8 protein-coding genes are annotated in these 15,567 nt (G+C 66.7%); 1 reads left to right on the top strand and 7 read right to left on the bottom strand.

Translation table 11 applies throughout. From position 1 onward, the window contains the following. Positions 1–4 precede the first annotated feature (4 nt). From ABZO33_RS21325 to ABZO33_RS21295, 7 genes are all read right to left on the bottom strand, one after another. Positions 5–1,396 carry a GntP family permease gene (locus ABZO33_RS21325; protein ID WP_414537663.1) on the bottom strand — a complete coding sequence of 464 codons (1,392 nt, stop codon included), beginning with the start codon at positions 1,394–1,396 and terminating at the stop codon, positions 5–7. 233 nt (positions 1,397–1,629) lie between these two features. Continuing rightward, positions 1,630–3,015: a sigma-54 interaction domain-containing protein gene (locus ABZO33_RS21320; RefSeq protein ID WP_414537662.1), complete on the bottom strand. Its 1,386-nt coding sequence runs from the start codon at positions 3,013–3,015 to the stop codon at positions 1,630–1,632. 40 nt (positions 3,016–3,055) lie between these two features. Further along, a complete protein-coding gene (locus tag ABZO33_RS21315) occupies positions 3,056–4,072 on the bottom strand; it encodes an ABC transporter permease (RefSeq protein ID WP_414537661.1) in 1,017 nt (338 codons plus the stop codon). Next, positions 4,072–5,130 carry a microcin C ABC transporter permease YejB gene (locus tag ABZO33_RS21310; protein ID WP_414537660.1) on the bottom strand — a complete coding sequence of 353 codons (1,059 nt, stop codon included), beginning with the start codon at positions 5,128–5,130 and terminating at the stop codon, positions 4,072–4,074. The genes ABZO33_RS21315 and ABZO33_RS21310 overlap by 1 nt, the downstream gene beginning before the upstream one ends. Beyond that, positions 5,127–6,926, bottom strand: a complete 1,800-nt coding sequence (locus tag ABZO33_RS21305) for an extracellular solute-binding protein (protein ID WP_414537750.1) — start codon at positions 6,924–6,926, stop codon at positions 5,127–5,129. Before ABZO33_RS21305 ends, ABZO33_RS21310 begins: the two co-directional genes overlap by 4 nt. Positions 6,927–7,136: 210 nt before the next feature. After that, on the bottom strand, positions 7,137–7,418 hold the full coding sequence (locus tag ABZO33_RS21300) for a peptidylprolyl isomerase (RefSeq protein ID WP_414537659.1): 282 nt from the start codon (positions 7,416–7,418) through the stop codon (positions 7,137–7,139). 79 nt (positions 7,419–7,497) lie between these two features. Further along, on the bottom strand, positions 7,498–8,559 hold the full coding sequence (locus tag ABZO33_RS21295; protein WP_414537658.1) for a 3-deoxy-7-phosphoheptulonate synthase: 1,062 nt from the start codon (positions 8,557–8,559) through the stop codon (positions 7,498–7,500). Positions 8,560–9,257: 698 nt separating this feature from the next. Between ABZO33_RS21295 and mnxG the strand changes: the two genes are divergently transcribed. Next, positions 9,258–15,104 carry a manganese-oxidizing multicopper oxidase MnxG gene (gene mnxG, locus ABZO33_RS21290; RefSeq protein WP_414537657.1) on the top strand — a complete coding sequence of 1,949 codons (5,847 nt, stop codon included), beginning with the start codon at positions 9,258–9,260 and terminating at the stop codon, positions 15,102–15,104. Positions 15,105–15,567 lie beyond the last annotated feature (463 nt).

The following is a 15,567-nucleotide window of genomic DNA, read 5'->3' as shown; positions in this document are numbered from 1 at the left end:
TCCTTCATACGATGCCGGTGGCGTAGAACGTGGCGATGACCACGAACACGGCCAGGGTCTTGATCAGGGTAATACCGAAAATGTCTTTGTAGGCTTCGCGGTGGGTCAGCCCGGTGACCGCCAGCAAAGTGATCACCGCGCCGTTGTGCGGCAGGGTGTCCATGCCGCCGCTGGCCATGGCGGCGACCCGGTGCAGCACCTCCAGCGGGATGTTGGCGGCGTTGGCGGCGGCGATGAAACTGTCGCTCATGGCGGCCAGGGCGATGCTCATGCCGCCGGAGGCCGAGCCGGTGATGCCGGCCAGTAGGGTGACGGTGATGGCCTCGTTGACCAGCGGGTTGGGGATGCCGCGCAGGGCGTCGGCCAGCACCAGGAAGCCCGGCAGCGAGGCGATCACGGCGCCGAAGCCGTATTCCGAGGCCGTGTTCATTGCCGCCAGCAAGGCGCCGCTCACCGCGCTTTTGGTGCCTTCGGCCAGGCGCTGGCGAATGGTGCCGAAGGCGCACACCAGCACCATCAGGATGCCCACCAGCAACGCTGCCTGCACCGCCCAGATTGCCGTCAGCTTGGCCACGTCGCTCTGCACCGGCGCGGCCATGCCCGGCAGTTGCAGGGTGTGGCTGGTGCCGTACCACTGCGGGATCCAGTGGGTGAACAGCAGGTTCATCACGCCTACCAGCAGCAGCGGCGCCAGGGCCAGCCAGGGGTTGGGCAGGGCGATGTCGTCGGCGGTCTCCGGTTCGTTGCGCAGGTTGCTGCCATAACCTTCGCCCTTGCGCTGGGCCTTGTTGCGCTGGCGTTGCAGGTAGAGCATGCCGGCGCAGAACACGAACAGCGTGCCGATCAACCCCAGCCAGGGCGCGGCCCAGGCGGTGGTGTTGAAGAAGGTGCTGGGGATGATGTTCTGGATCTGCGGGGTGCCGGGCAGGGCGTCCATGGTGAAGGAGAACGCGCCCAGGGCGATGGTCGCCGGGATCAGCCGCTTGGGGATGTCGCTCTGGCGGAACATCTCGGCGGCGAACGGGTACACCGCGAACACCACCACGAACAACGACACGCCGCCGTAGGTGAGCAGGGCGCAGACCAGCACAATCACCAGCATGGCCTGGCGGGTGCCAAGCAGGCGGATGGCCGCGGCGACGATCGAGCGCGAGAAGCCCGACAGCTCGATCAGCTTGCCGAACACCGCGCCGAGCAGGAACACCGGGAAGTAGAGCTTGATGAAGCCGACCATTTTCTCCATGAACACCCCGGTGAAGGCCGGGGCCACGGCGGCGGGGTCGGTGAGCAGTACCGCGCCGAGGGCGGCGATGGGGGCGAAGAGGATCACGCTGTAGCCGCGGTAGGCGGCGAGCATCAGCAGGGCCAGGGCGGCCAGGGCGATGAGCACGGTCATCCTAAGGGGATCTCCAACTGTTGTTTTTATGGTTGGAAATAGAGATAGCGGGAATCGTGCCATCTTGTTAAGTTATTGATATATATGTAGAAAATTAAAATCTTTAAATTAACAATCTCTATCTTGAGACGGCTGCGTGGGAGCGGGCTTGCCCCGCGATTCGATTTTATGCGGCTTACGCCATCGCGGGGCAAGCCCGCTCCCACGATCCCTATTTTGAGATCTAAGTCTCATTATTGAGACTGCATTCCCAGCGCCACCATCTTTTTGTACAAGGTCGATCGTCCCAGACCCAATGCCTGCGCTGCCTCCGGCACATTTCCGGCACTGCGCGCCAATGCCTGCACAATCAGCCCACGTTCAAACTGCGCGCAGGCTTCCCGGTACCCCAATTGCGGCGCCGTCTCGGTCACCGGGCTCAACGGCCCCAGCGCGTTCGCCAGGTCATGCACGCCCAGTCGCGGCTGGTCCGCCAGCAAGGTCGCCCGCTCCAGCACGTTGCGCAATTCACGGATATTTCCCGGCCAGGCATGGCGGCCCAACAGCGCCTGGGCCTCGGCCTCCAGCTCGTACTGGCTGCCCAGCTCGGCGAGGATCGCCTCGCACAGCGCCGGCAGGTCTTCCAGGCGTTCGCGCAGTGGTGGCACCTGCACCGGCAGCACGTTCAGCCGGTAGTACAGGTCGGCGCGGAACGCACCGCGGGCCATGGCCGCCTGCAGGTCGATGGAGGTAGCGGCGATTATCCGCACGTCGCTGCGCAGCATCTGGTTGCTGCCCACCGGCTCGTATTCCTTTTCCTGCAGCACACGCAGCAGCTTGCTTTGCAGGGTCAACGGCATATCGCCGATCTCGTCGAGGAACAGCGTGCCGCCTTCGGCCAGTTGCAGCTTGCCGCTGCGACCCTTGCGGTCGGCGCCGGTGAAGGCGCCCGGGGCGGTGCCGAAGAACTCGGCCTCGAGCAGTGCCTCGGGGATCGCCGCACTGTTGATGCTGACGAAGGCCTTGTGCGCGCGGGCCGAGGTGGCGTGGATAGCGTGGGCCAGCAGTTCCTTGCCGGTGCCGGTCTCGCCCAGCAACAGCACCGGCGAGTCGCTGCCGGCCCCACGCCGGGCGCGGCGCTTGGCCTCGAGGCAGGCAGGGCTGCTGCCGACGAACTGGGCAAAGCTGTAGCGGGCTTGGCGCGCGCGCAGTTGCGAACGGGTCGAGGCCAGCTCCTGCTGCATGCTGGCGTAGCGCTTGAGCAGCGGCGACAGGCTGCGCAGCTCGTCGAACAGGGCGAAGCCGATGGCGCCGATCAGCGTGCCCTGGCCGTCGTGGATCGGCAGGCGCATCACCACCAGCGGCTCGTTCGGCGTGTCGAGCATGTCCAGCAGGATCGGCTTGCCGTTGCTCACCACCTCGCGCATGAGGCTGCCCGGGATCACCGCTTCGCACGGTTTGCCAATGGCGCTGGCGGCATCCTCCAGGCCGAAGCGACGGGCATAGCGCTCGTTCATCCAGACGATGCGCGCCTGGCGGTCGACGATCACCGTGCCTTCGCTGGACTGCTCGATGATCTCGAACAGTGAGCGGATGGCCAGTTGGCGGACCTGGGGGTAGTCCTTGAGGTTGTCGTGCATGCATTGGTCCAGCGGTTGGATGTGAGGGCGCTACAGGCGATCACCTGCGAGGATCGAACGCCTCGCGCAGCGCATCGCCGATGAATACCAGCAACGACAGGATCAGCGCCAGGGCAAAGAACGCGGTAAAGCCCAGCCACGGCGCCTCGAGGTGCTGCTTGCCCTGGGTCACCAGCTCACCCAGCGAGGCGCTGCCGGCGGGCATGCCGAAGCCGAGGAAATCCAGCGCGGTCAGGGTGGTGATCGCCCCGGTGAGCATGAACGGCACATAGGTCAGGGTCGCGTTGAGGGCGTTGGGCAGGATATGCCGCAGCATCACCTGGGTATCGGACAGCCCCAGGGCGCGGGCGGCCTTGACGTATTCCAGGTTGCGCCCACGAAGGAACTCGGCGCGCACCACATCCACCAGGGTCAGCCAGGAGAACAGCGCCATGATCCCCAGCAACCACCAGAAATCCGGCTCGACGAACCCCGACAGGATGATCAGCAGGTACAGCACCGGCAACCCCGACCACACCTCCAGCAGGCGCTGGCCGAGCAAGTCGACCCAACCGCCGTGGTAACCCTGCAGGGCGCCGGCCGTCACACCGATCAGCACGCTGAGCAGGGTCAGGGCGAAGGCGAACAAAAGCGAGACCCGCGTGCCGTACAGCACCCGCGCCAGCACGTCGCGGCCTTGGTCGTCGGTGCCCAGCCAGTTGCTCGTGCTGGGCGGGCTGGGGGTGGGCACCTGCAGGTTGTAGTTGGGGGTGTCGGCGCTGAACGGGATCGGCGCGAACAGCATCCAGCCGCCCTGGCCCTCGATCAGCTGGCGTACGTATTGGCTGCGGTAGTCCGGTTGGAACGGCAGTTGCCCGCCGAACTGCTGCTCGGTGTAGCGCTTGAGCGCCGGGGTGTATAGCTCGCCCTGGTAGCCGAGCAACAAGGGCTTGTCATTGGCCACCAGCTCCGCGCCCAGGCTCAGCAGCAACAGCCCGGCGAACAGCCACAGCGAGATCCAGCCGCGGCGGTTGTCGCGAAAACGCCGCAGGCGGCGCCGGGCGATGGGCGAGAACATCAGCGGCCCCTCGCGTCGAAGTCGATGCGCGGGTCGAGCACCGTGTAGCACAGGTCGCCCAGCAGGCGGATCAGCAGCCCGGCCAGGGTGAAGATGAACAGCGTGCCGAACACCACCGGGTAGTCCCGCGACACCGCCGCCTCGTAGCTCATGCGCCCGAGGCCGTCGAGGGAGAAGATCACCTCGATCAGCAGGGAGCCGGCGAAGAACACTGTGATCAGCGCCTGGGGCAGGCCGGCGACCACCAGCAACATGGCGTTGCGCAGCACATGGCCATACAACACGCGCCGTTCGCTCAGGCCCTTGGCGCGGGCAGTGACCACGTACTGGCGGGCGATCTCGTCGAGGAAGGCGTTCTTGGTCAGCAGGGTCAGGGTGGCGAAGCCGCCGATCACCAGGGCGCCGACCGGCAGCACCAGGTGCCAGAAGTAGTCGGCGACCTTGCCCAGCAGGCTGAGCTGGTCGAAGTCCTCCGACACCAGGCCGCGCACCGGGAACCAGTTGAGCGAGGTGCCGCCGGCGAATAGCACGATCAGCAGCAGGGCGAACAGGAACGAGGGCAGGGCGTAGCCGATCACGATCAGCGCGCTGCTCCAGGCGTCGAAACGACTGCCATGGCGGACCGCCTTGCGGATGCCCAGCGGGATCGACACCAGGTAGGTGATCAGCGTGGCCCAGAAGCCCAGCGACAGGGTCACCGGCAGTTTCTGCACGATCAGCTCGGTGACCTTGGCGCCGCGGAAGAAGCTCTGGCCGAAGTCCAGCCGGGCATATTGGCCGAGCATCAGCCATAGCCGTTCGGGGGCGGACTTGTCGAAGCCGTACTGGCGCTTGATCTCCTCGATCAGTTTGGGGTCCAGGCCACGGGTGGCGCGGGACCCGCCTTGCACCGCCTCGACCCGGGCGCCCGGCGTGCCGCCACCGATACCCTGCAGTCGCGCCACGGCCTGTTCCACCGGCCCGCCGGGGGCGGCCTGGACGATGGCGAAGTTCACCAGCAGGATCGCCAGCAGGGTGGGGATGATCAGCAGCAGGCGGCGCAGGATGTAGCCGGTCATGGCGCGCTCCCCAGGCGCTCGGCCATCTGCTGGGTGGTCAGTGCCCGCGGGCTGACTTCCCACCAGGTGTCCAGGCCTTCGTCATAGGCGGCCTGCACCTTGGGCAGGCCGAAGCGGTTCCACCACACCGTCGAGCTGCCAGGCGGGTAGTAGTTGGGGATCCAGTAGTAGTTCCATTGCAGCACCCGGTCCAGGGCGCGGGCGTGGCGCAGCATGTCGGCCTGGCTGGTGGCGCGCACCAGGCCGTCGAGCAGGCGGTCCACTGCCGGGTCCTTGAGCACCATCAGGTTGTTCGAGCCGGGGTCGTTGGCCGCGGCGGAACCGAAGTAGTTGTACTGCTCGCTGCCCGGCGACAGGGTCACCGGGTAGCCGGTGACGATCATGTCGTAGTCGCGGGCCATCACGCGGTTGACGTATTGGGCGGCGTCGACGTTGCGGATGTTCAGCTCGACGCCGATCTGCGCCAGGTTGCGCTTCCACGGCAGCAGCAGGCGCTCCAGCCCCGACTGGCCATTGAGAAAGGTGAAGCTCAGCGGCTGGCCCTGGGCGTTGACCAGGCGATCGCCCTGGGGATGCCAGCCGGCATCCTGCAGCAAGGCCAGCGCCTGCAGCTGCTGCTGGCGGATGATGCCGGAGCCGTCGGTGGTCGGCGCAATGAACACTTGGCTGAACACTTCATCCGGCACCTGGCCGCGCAGCGGCTCAAGCAGCTTGAGCTCCTCGGCGTCGGGCAGGGCGCGGGCGGCCAGGGGGGTATTCGAATAGAGGCTCTGCTGGCGGATGTACATATTGCGCATCATCTGCCGGTTGCTCCACTCGAAATCCCAGAGCATGGCCAGGGCCTGGCGCACGCGGCGGTCCTTGAACTGCGGCTGGTCCAGGTTGAACACGAAGCCCTGGGCGATCTGCGGCTTGGCCGGGCCCAGGTGGGCGCGCTGCAGGCGCCCGTCATCCAGGGAGGCACCGTTGTAGCCGAGGGTGTAGGCAGTGGCGGAGTACTCGCGGTTGTAGTCGTAGCCACCGCCCTTGAGTACCTGGCGGGCCACTTCGGTGTCGCCGAAGAATTCGACGCCGATGCGGACGAAGTTGTACAGCCCGCGGGCGACCGGCAGGTCCCGCGCCCACCAGTTCGCATCGCGCTCGAAAGTGATGCTGCGGCCGTTGTCGATCCGGCCGATGCGATAGGGGCCGCTGCCCACGGGCTTGTCGAAACCGGCGCCGTTGGCGAAGTCGCGCTGGCGCCAGTCATGCTCGGGCAGCACCGGCAGGCCGGCCAGCTCCAGGGGCAGGGTGCGGCCATGGGGCTGCTTGAAGTCGAAGCGCACCTGGCGCGGGCCTTCGACGGTGACCCCGGCGACATCGGCAAACTGGGTGCGGAACTTGAGGCTGCCCTGGCTCATCAGCAGGTCGTAGCTGAAGCGTACGTCCTCGGCACGCACCGGCTTGCCGTCGGCGAAGGTGGCGCGCGGGTCGAGGTAGAAGCGCAACCAGGCGTCGCCGGGGCCGCGCTCCAGGCGCTGGGCGATCAGGCCGTAGACGGTGTAGGGCTCGTCGAGCGAACGCACGGCCAGCGGCGCGTACAGCCAGCCATCGACCTGGCTGACACCGATGCCTTTGTCGATGTAGGGCAGGATATGGTCGAACTGGCCGATCTCGATGGCCGAGCGGCGCAGGCTGCCGCCCTTGGGGGCGTCAGGGTTGACGTAGTCGAAGTGCTGGAAGTTCGCGGGGTAGCGGGGCGCTTCACCGTAGACGGTGAGGGCGTGGGTGGGGGCGGCGTGGGCTGACAAGGGCAGTATCAGGCACAAGCAACTTATCAGCACACCCCGAAGCCTGGCGTGGGAACGGGCCTGGTGGGAGCGTGTATCGTGGGAGCGGGCTTGCCCCGCGATAGCATTGTCTGGGCAGACGCCATCGCGGGGCAAGCCCGCTCCCACGCAGTTCACTCCCACGCAGCTTGCTTGCTGCAGACCTTCTCCTACGGGCAAGACCACGGCAATGCCGGATCAGTCCTGGCGGCTGGTCACTTCCAGCAGGTGGTAGCCGAACTGGGTCTTCACCGGGCCCTGAACGACATTCAGCGGCGCGCTGAAGACCACGGTGTCGAACTCACGAACCATCTGGCCCGGGCCGAACGAGCCCAGGTCGCCGCCCTGGCGGCTGGATGGGCAGGTGGAGTTGGCCTTGGCGATTTCGGCGAAGTCGGCGCCGCCTTCGATCTGCGCTTTGAGTTCGTTGCACTTCTCTTCGCTGGCAACCAGGATGTGGCGGGCGGTGGCTTTGGCCATGGGTACTGCTCCTTGGGGTCAAAAAGGCAAGCCTAGCGCACTTGCTCGTGCCGTGTCTCGCCAGGCTTGCCGCAGAGACTCACAGGCGCGCGGCGGCGTCGCGCAGCAGCGCCTCGGTGGCGTCCCAGCCCAGGCAGCCGTCGGTGATCGACACGCCGTACTTCAGCGCGCCCTTGCCCAGGGCCTGGCAGCCGTCGAACAGGTGGCCTTCGAGCATCACCCCGACCAGCGAGCGGTCACCGGCCAGGCGCTGGGCCAGCACGTCCTCGAACACAGCCGGCTGACGCGCCGGGTCCTTGCCACTGTTGGCGTGGCTGCAGTCGACCATGATGCGTGGCGCCAGACCTGCCTTGGCCAGGCCCTGGCGCGCCAGGGCGACGCTCTGGGCGTCGTAGTTCGGGCCCTTGTGCCCGCCACGCAGCACCAGGTGGGTGTCGGGGTTGCCCAGGGTCTCGATGATCGCCGGGTGGCCTTGCGCGTCCATGCCGAAGTGACGGTGCGGGTGGGCGGCGCTGCGCATGGCGTCGCAGGCGATGCCGATACCGCCGTCGGTGCCGTTCTTGAAGCCGACCGGCAGCTCCAGACCGCTGACCATCTCGCGGTGAATCTGCGACTCGGTGGTGCGCGCGCCGATGGCGGCCCAGCCCAGCAGGTCGTCGAAGTAGCCGGCGGCCATCGGCTGCAGCAGCTCGGTGGCGATCGGCAGGCCGCGTTCGAGCATGCCCAGCATCAGGCCACGGGACAGGGCGATACCGGCGTGCATGTCATCGCTGCCATCGAGGTGCGGGTCGTAGGCCAGGCCTTTCCAGCCCACCGTGGTGCGTGGTTTTTCCACGTAGGCGCGCATCACCAGCAGCAGCTTGTCGTCGACCTCGCGGCTGAGCGCGGCGAGGCGGTCGGCGTATTCGAGGGCCGAGCGCGGATCATGGATCGAACAGGGGCCGACCACCACCAGCAGGCGTTCGTCGCGGCCTTCGAGAATGGCGCGGATCGCCTGGCGCTGGGCATGGACTTGCTGGGTGAGTTCGCTGGACAGCGGCATCTGCTGCTTGAGCAGGTGCGGGCTGGGCAGGCGCTGGCTGACAGTGGTGTTGGCAGCGTGCGGCTGGGTCAGGGGCAGGGCGAGATTCGAGGCTTGCATGGCGTTTGTTCCCTGGGCGGACGGCGGGTTCTGGCCCGCGCGGTCGGCCCTATCGAGGTGTTCGACTGATCGTCAAATGGGGTGTCTGTGCGGCATTGCCACCGGAAATCGACCGAACGGAGGCGGCAGGCTGGCCCGAACGGAACTGGCTAAATCGCCATGCATAGGTGCGGTAATAGGTGGTGTAGTTCATGTCGCTGTCCTCAAGGTAATCGGTATGTTTCGTAGGTCCGGAAAAGCAAAACCCCCGGTCGGGGAGCCGACCGGGGGTTTGAGTATTCTCATGTTCGGCGGCCCCTCGAAGGTGGGCGCCGGATGGGTAATCGGCGCCTAGTGGCTAAACCAATACCCAAAATAAAAGCTGGCAACGGCGTTACGACCGGCAACGGCCAGCACGCGGTGCGCGGAGCGACCGGTGTGGTTGGCGTGGTTGCGGGTTTGTTTCGACATGTTGCTCTCCAGTGATTGGGTCCGAGCTTACTGCACCTTTGCGCGCGTGTTCAATCACTAAATGCTATCGGGGTCATTGTGGATCGGTAGTGGCCTCATCCCGGCACCCTGATCCGGGGTATGCCAATGGGGGATTTTCCCCGTTTTGCACCGATAGAACTCATAACCAATTGAAAAAACTGAATTAATTTAATGGCATGGCACTTGCTCACTTCCCCGCAGTATCCCTGTGTCCCCGGAGGTGCCCCATGTCGACCCCTCGCAAAGGCCCGGTCTTGTCCACCTTGCTGCTGGCCCTGCTGGGCTGGCAGGTCTCCAGCGAGGCCGCCGTGCAGTGCCAGCGCACGCTGGTGGCCAACGTGGTGGCGCTGGATCAGCCACTGATGTTCAACCGCCTCGGCGCGCAGAACGCCAACGGCATGATGTTCGCCCTGCGCCAGGACGTGGTGGACGAGCACCGCGTGCCCCTGAGCAAGGGTGGCGCCGCTGTGCCGGGCAAGGTCACCCTGCGCCCGGACAAGCGCCCGCGGCCGATCGTGCTGCGGGTGGCGGCGGGGGACTGCCTGACGGTCAACCTGAGCAACCTGCTGGCCTACCAGGCCAACCCCAACAAGCACGGCATCGATCACGACGAGAGCGAAGTCGAAGGCGAGGAAGAAGAGGGCGCCGAGGTCGAGAACGAGGGCAACGAGCACTTCGTCGCCGACGAGCAGGTCACCGATCGCCATGTGGGCTTCCAGGTCAACGGTCTGCAGGCGGTCAACAGCATCGGCGACATCGCCGCCAACACCGGGCGCAACGGCAACTTCCTGGTCGCCCCCGGCGGCACCCGCAGCTACACCCTGTACGCCGAGCGCGAAGGCGCCTTCGCCGTCACCAGCCTGGGCGCGACCTTCGGCGGGCAGGGCGGCGGCGGCAACGTCGCCAACGGCCTGTTCGGCCAGGTGGTGGTGGTGCCCAAGGCCGGGCGCACCTACCGCAACACCCTGACCGAGGAAGAGATGCGCCTGGCCACCACGGGGCGCACTGCCACCGGCCAGCCGGTGATCGACTACCAGGCTCGCTACCCCAACGTCGAGCCGTGGATCGCCGAGGGCAAGGCTGGCAAGCCGATCATCGCCATGGTCGACGGCAACGAGATCCAGAGCAGCGAGACAGACGCCATCGTCATGGGCCCCAACCCCGACGGCAGTTTTCCGGCCAGTACCTATCCGCTGGAAAGCGTCGGCAAGCGCAACCCGGCGCTGCCCAATCGTCTGGATGCGTTCCGCGACTTCGCCTCGCAGTTCGCCGACGAGGTCGCCGCGACCCAGGCCTTCCCCGCTTACTGGGCGGACCCGGTCATGGGCCATGTGCTCGAGCCGACTCGCGACTCGTTCATGATCAACTACGGCTCCGGCGGCATGGGCGCAGAGGTGGTGGCCAACCGTCTCGGCGTGGGGCCGATGCACGACTGCCTGTCGTGCGCCTACGAGGAATTCTTCCTCAGTGCCCACACAGTCGGCGATATCGGCACCCTGGTGGACATCCCGGCCAACGTCGGGCTGGAGAACATCCGCCCGGGTGAAACGCCGCCGGCCAGCGCCACCGGGGTCAAGGCGACCATGGCCCTGTACCCGGCGGAACCGGCCAACGTGCACCACAGCTACATCGGTGATTTCACCAAGTTCCGTAACACCCACAATGGCCACGAGCAGCACATCTTCCACCTGCACGGGCACCAGTGGCTGTTCAACCCCAACGATGACAACTCCGACTATATCGACGCCCAAGGCATCGGCCCGGGCGTGGGCTACACCTACGAAATTGCCAACGGCGGCTCCGGCAACCGCAACCGGGTCGCGGGCGACGCCATCTACCACTGCCATTTCTATCCGCACTTCGCCCAGGGCATGTGGGCCATGTGGCGGGTACATGATGTGTTCGAGCCGGGCACGCGCCTGGCGGTCAGCGGCGAGGGCGAGAACGGCTTCCACACCACGCCGTTCGCCCTGCGCAATGGCAAGCCCGCCCCGGGTGCCCGGGCTCTACCCGACGGCGAGATCATCGCCGGTACGCCGATCCCAGCCATTGTGCCGTTGCCGGGCAAGGCCATGGCGCCGATGCCGGGCAAGGTCACCGTCGTGCCTAAACTGGCCGAAACCCTGGTCGCCGGGCATGACGATGACGAAGAAGAGCAGGGCGACGATCACCCCGACGCGCCGGCCACGCCGCGTGCGGTTGGCTCCCTCGCGTTGGTCGATCGCAGCGAGACCAATCGCAACGCCGACGGCAGCCTGAAAAACCCCGGCTACCCGTTCTGGATCGGTGGCATGGAAAGCAGCGTCGGCCAGCGTCCGCCGACCCCGCCGCTGGACATGCTCGATCCGGCCCTGGCTCGGCAATTGAAAGACAGCGGCAAGGCGCTGTGGGCCAACCTCGACCCCAACCAGGTCGACGGCTGGGACGGCGGCCTGGGCAGACACACCCTCGACGGTGTGTCTGCCGGTGGCGACGCCGTGACCACCACCACCAAGCTGGACTTCTCCAAGGTGGTGCACAAGGCCAAGCCGATCTACCTGCCCGAAGAGGGCACCGAGGTCGAACAGGCGGCCATGCAGTTCCACGCCAAGGCCGAACATCCAAGCTTTGCCCTGATCCCCGGCAGCGCGCCGGTGGCCAAGGCCTTCCGCACCAACGGCGCCTTGCCCACGGCGGGCGCGCCGTACTATGAGCCGTGCATGGACGACCGCGGCAAGCGCCTGACCCAGTCTTCGGGGGGCGGCGAGTTCTTCAGCGGCGAAAACCTCACCGGCATGAGTTTCCGCGGTTCGTCCACCTTTACCGCCGACCGCCCGCGCATGTACAAGGCGGCCAACATCCAGTTCGACGCGGTGTACAACAAGGTCGGCTACCACTTCCCGCAGGCGCGCATCCTCGCCCTGTGGGAAGACGCCTGGCCGGTGATCACCAAGCAGCGCCCGCCAGAGCCTTTGGTGATGCGCATGAACACCTTCGACTGCACCCAGTACGTGCACACCAACCTGATCCCGTCGTTCTACGAGATGGACGACTACCAGGTACGCACCCCGACCGACGTGATCGGCCAGCATATCCACCTGCCCAAGTGGGACCTGACCGCCGCCGACGGCTCGGCCAACGGCTGGAACTACGAAGACGGCATCCTCTCGCCCGGCAGCGTGGTCGAGCGCGTGCATGCCATCCGCAGCTTCAACAACTGCACCGAGGGTGATACCCGCGACGGCACCGCTGCCTGCCCGAAAGCCAAGCAGCATCCGTACTTCGGGCGTTTCGGCCGGGCTGACTGGCTCGGCGCGCGCAGCGCCATGCAACGCTGGTTCGCCGACCCCCTGGTGAACGTGCACAACGTCGACCGTGGCCTGGGCACCATCTTCACCCATGACCACCTCGGCCCATCGACCCACCAGCAGCTCGGGCTGTATGCGACCGTGCTGGCCGAGCCCGCAGGCTCCACCTGGTACCACGCCGAGACCGGCGAACAGCTGTACAACCCGGCAACGCGCCAGGATGGCGGTCCGACCTCCTGGCAGGCGGTGATCCAGACCGGCGACCACGACGGCGATGGCAGGAACGACAGCTACCGCGAGTTCTTCCTCGAGTACAGCGACTTCCAGCATGCCTATGAAGCTGGCGTGTATGTCGGCGCCGGCCCCAATGGCGTACCGGACGGCCAGGCCTATCCGGCCACCGCCGACAGCTTCCGCTACGCCATCAACCCGCCCGTGCGGCAAAAGGCCTCGACGCTGCTCGAGTCGGTGGTCGAGTCCCGTGGCGGGCTGAGCCCAGGCTGCCCGACCCGGCCGTGCCCACAGGCAATCTCGGTGGATGACCCCGGCATGTTCGTCGTCAACTACCGCAACGAACCGCTGGCCCTGCGCGTGTTCGACCCGAACAAGGTCGGCCCGGACGGCAAGCGCGGCATGCAGGCCGACGGCCTCGGCGGCGACCTGGCCTACGCCATGCAGAGCCGCACCGACCGCGCCATCCCGGCGATGAACCTGGCGCCTTCGGCGATCACCCAGGCCACCGGCCCCACCGGCGGCACCACGCTGTTCCCGCCGCACGTGAACAAGGGCAGCGAGCCGGGTGACCCGTTCACGCCGCTGCTGCGCACCTACTCCGGTGACAACGTGCGCCTGCGCATGCATGCCGGTGGCCATGAGGAGGAACACAACGTCACCCTGCATGGCGTGAAGTGGCTGCAGAACGGCTCGGGCTTCGGCAACAGCTCCAACTCAGGGTGGAAAGCGTCGCAGATGGTGGGCATCTCCGAGCAGCTCGGGTTCATGGCGCCGGTATCGATGATCTCCAGTGCCGCTGCCACCAACGGCGACTACCTGTACTCGCTGGACGCCGCGCTGGAAGGCTACTGGAACGGCATCTGGGGCATCATGCGCAACTACACCGCGCAACGCGCCGACCTGTTTGCCCTGCCCAACAATCCGCAGCCGGTGGCCATGCGCAACACCGTCAATTTCGACGGCATCTGCCCGAAAACCACGGCCAACGCCAATGGCATCGGCACCCGGCCGACGGTCAAGCGCAGCTACGAGATCGTCGCGGCCCTGGCCAACGACATTCTCGAGAACCGCCACGGGGTCAGCATCAACGACCCGGCCGGCCTTGGCCAGCACGTCGGTGGCGCGCTCAAGGCCAATGGCGGCACCCTGGTGTTCAACAGCCGCAAGGTCGATATCCCCATGGCCACGGTCACCGACGAGGAGGATGGCGCGACGTTTACCGTAGGCGGGCACAGTTCGCCGCTGCACGACCCGACCGCGGTGCTGTACGTGCGCAAGGCCGACCTCGACGCCGGCACTGGCAAGCTCAAGGCCGGCGTGCCGGTCGAGCCGCTGGTGCTGCGCGCCAACGCCGGCGACTGCATCAGCATCACCCTGGAGAACCGCTTGCCGCTGATGATGCCCGACCTGCCCAGCAGCGCGGTGATGCAGAACGTGGTCAAGCGCGACCGCGCCGGTGGCGAGGGCTCCACGGCGTTCAACAACAACCTCATGCGCCCGTCCAGCCATGTCGGCCTGCATGCGCAGCTGCTGGCCTACGACATCACCAAGTCGGATGGCGTCAACGTCGGCCTCAACCCGGTGCAGACCGTGCCGCCGCGCAGCGGCAGCAGCGGCGCCTACCCGAGCCGGGTGTACCAGTACTACGCCGGGCACCTGGAGCGTGAAGGCAAGCCGGTGCTGCAACTGGGCCGCACCGTGGACAACATCAACACCACCGCCATCGAGTTCGGCGGCCTCAACCTGACCCCGGCGGATGTCATCAAGCAACCGCAGAAAGGCCTGGTGGGCGCCATGAGCGTGTTGCCGCAAAGCGCGACCTGGACCGAAGACACCGCCAGCCGCGCCCAGGCCACGGTGAAGGTCAGCGGCCAGCCCGACTACCGCGACTTCGTCACCGTGTGGCAGCGCTCGCTGAACATGCGCTGGGCCGATGGCCGGCCGGTGGAGGGTATCGCCACCGAGGGCAACGGCGTGCCCGGTGATCCGAAGGACAACGGCAACATGGCGATGAACTACAAGACCGAGCCGCTGTGGCTGCGCTTCGGCCTGGCGCCGGACGCGCCGTTCGGCCATGCCGACGGCTTCGGCTTCGCCGACGTGCCCAACGCCCACATGGCCTACAGCAATGCCCTGGTCGGCGGCGATCCGCAGACTCCGGTGCTCTGGGCCAAGCCCGGCCAGCCGGCGCGCAGCCATGTGCTGATGCCCAGCGGCGGCAGCCGCGGCATCACCTACCAGCTCGACGGGCACCTGTGGCCGCTGCACAACTACCAGCCTGAGAAGAACGACGTGAACGGCTACCCCATGGGCCTGCCGGGCATCGGCTCGGTGCGCTACGGCTACAACCCGATGGCGATGTACGTAGGCGCGCAGGAAAGCGTGCTGCCGGCGGCGCACTTCAGCTTCATGCTGCCCAGCGCCGGGGGTGCCAACGCCGTGCCGGGGGACTACCTGTTCCGCGACTATGCGGCGTATGGCAATGCCTCGGGGCTGTGGGGGATCCTGCGGGTGACCAACGAGCCACCGCCGGCGGTGGCGCCTGCGCAGTGAAGGGGGCCTGGCGGCCTGATCGGGAAGTGGGGAAGGCCGCCAGGTAGACAAACCAGCATTAAATTTTCTGTTTTTGTTGCCTAGCTGCGGACCCTCATGGTTATTATCCGCCAGCGCCCGGGGCCAGGAGCCCGGCGCAATTGGAAAGCCGACGGCCCACAGGTCATCGGTACCGCAGCCGAAGGGACCACCCAGGCTCAACGCTCGTGGCCCTTGCATGCCCCCATAAGGATGGTGAGGTTTCAATTGGTCACGCAGTCTGGAATCGTCGATATGACGGGCCATGCGCCCGTGCTCGCCACATGTCCCTCCACGTGCGCCATCCCCCGGTCGCACGCTGTGCGCCCCACTGCTGCGCGCGCCCGCGCCGCGCCCGGCCCCTGATCTCCCCCGCATGACCGACCCGACCGGCAGGACGCCCGTCGTCCTGCGCGCACCGAATAAAAACAATACTCACGGATGG

It is taken from the genome of Pseudomonas sp. CAM1A (genome assembly GCF_047501685.1).
Lineage (GTDB): Bacteria > Pseudomonadota > Gammaproteobacteria > Pseudomonadales > Pseudomonadaceae > Aquipseudomonas.
The sequence above is the reverse complement of the archived record's forward strand: the minus strand, read 5'-3'. Positions and strand labels throughout refer to the sequence as shown.

Bases quoted from the DNA above. Each gene is read 5' to 3' on its own strand.
- ABZO33_RS21325 (WP_414537663.1), bottom strand. From the start codon at position 1,396: ATGACCGTGCTCATCGCCCTGGCCGCCCTGGCCCTGCTGATGCTCGCC.
- ABZO33_RS21320 (WP_414537662.1), bottom strand. From the start codon at position 3,015: ATGCACGACAACCTCAAGGACTACCCCCAGGTCCGCCAACTGGCCATC.
- ABZO33_RS21315 (WP_414537661.1), bottom strand. From the start codon at position 4,072: ATGTTCTCGCCCATCGCCCGGCGCCGCCTGCGGCGTTTTCGCGACAAC.
- ABZO33_RS21310 (WP_414537660.1), bottom strand. From the start codon at position 5,130: ATGACCGGCTACATCCTGCGCCGCCTGCTGCTGATCATCCCCACCCTG.
- ABZO33_RS21300 (WP_414537659.1), bottom strand. From the start codon at position 7,418: ATGGCCAAAGCCACCGCCCGCCACATCCTGGTTGCCAGCGAAGAGAAG.
- ABZO33_RS21295 (WP_414537658.1), bottom strand. From the start codon at position 8,559: ATGCAAGCCTCGAATCTCGCCCTGCCCCTGACCCAGCCGCACGCTGCC.
- mnxG (WP_414537657.1), top strand. From the start codon at position 9,258: ATGTCGACCCCTCGCAAAGGCCCGGTCTTGTCCACCTTGCTGCTGGCC.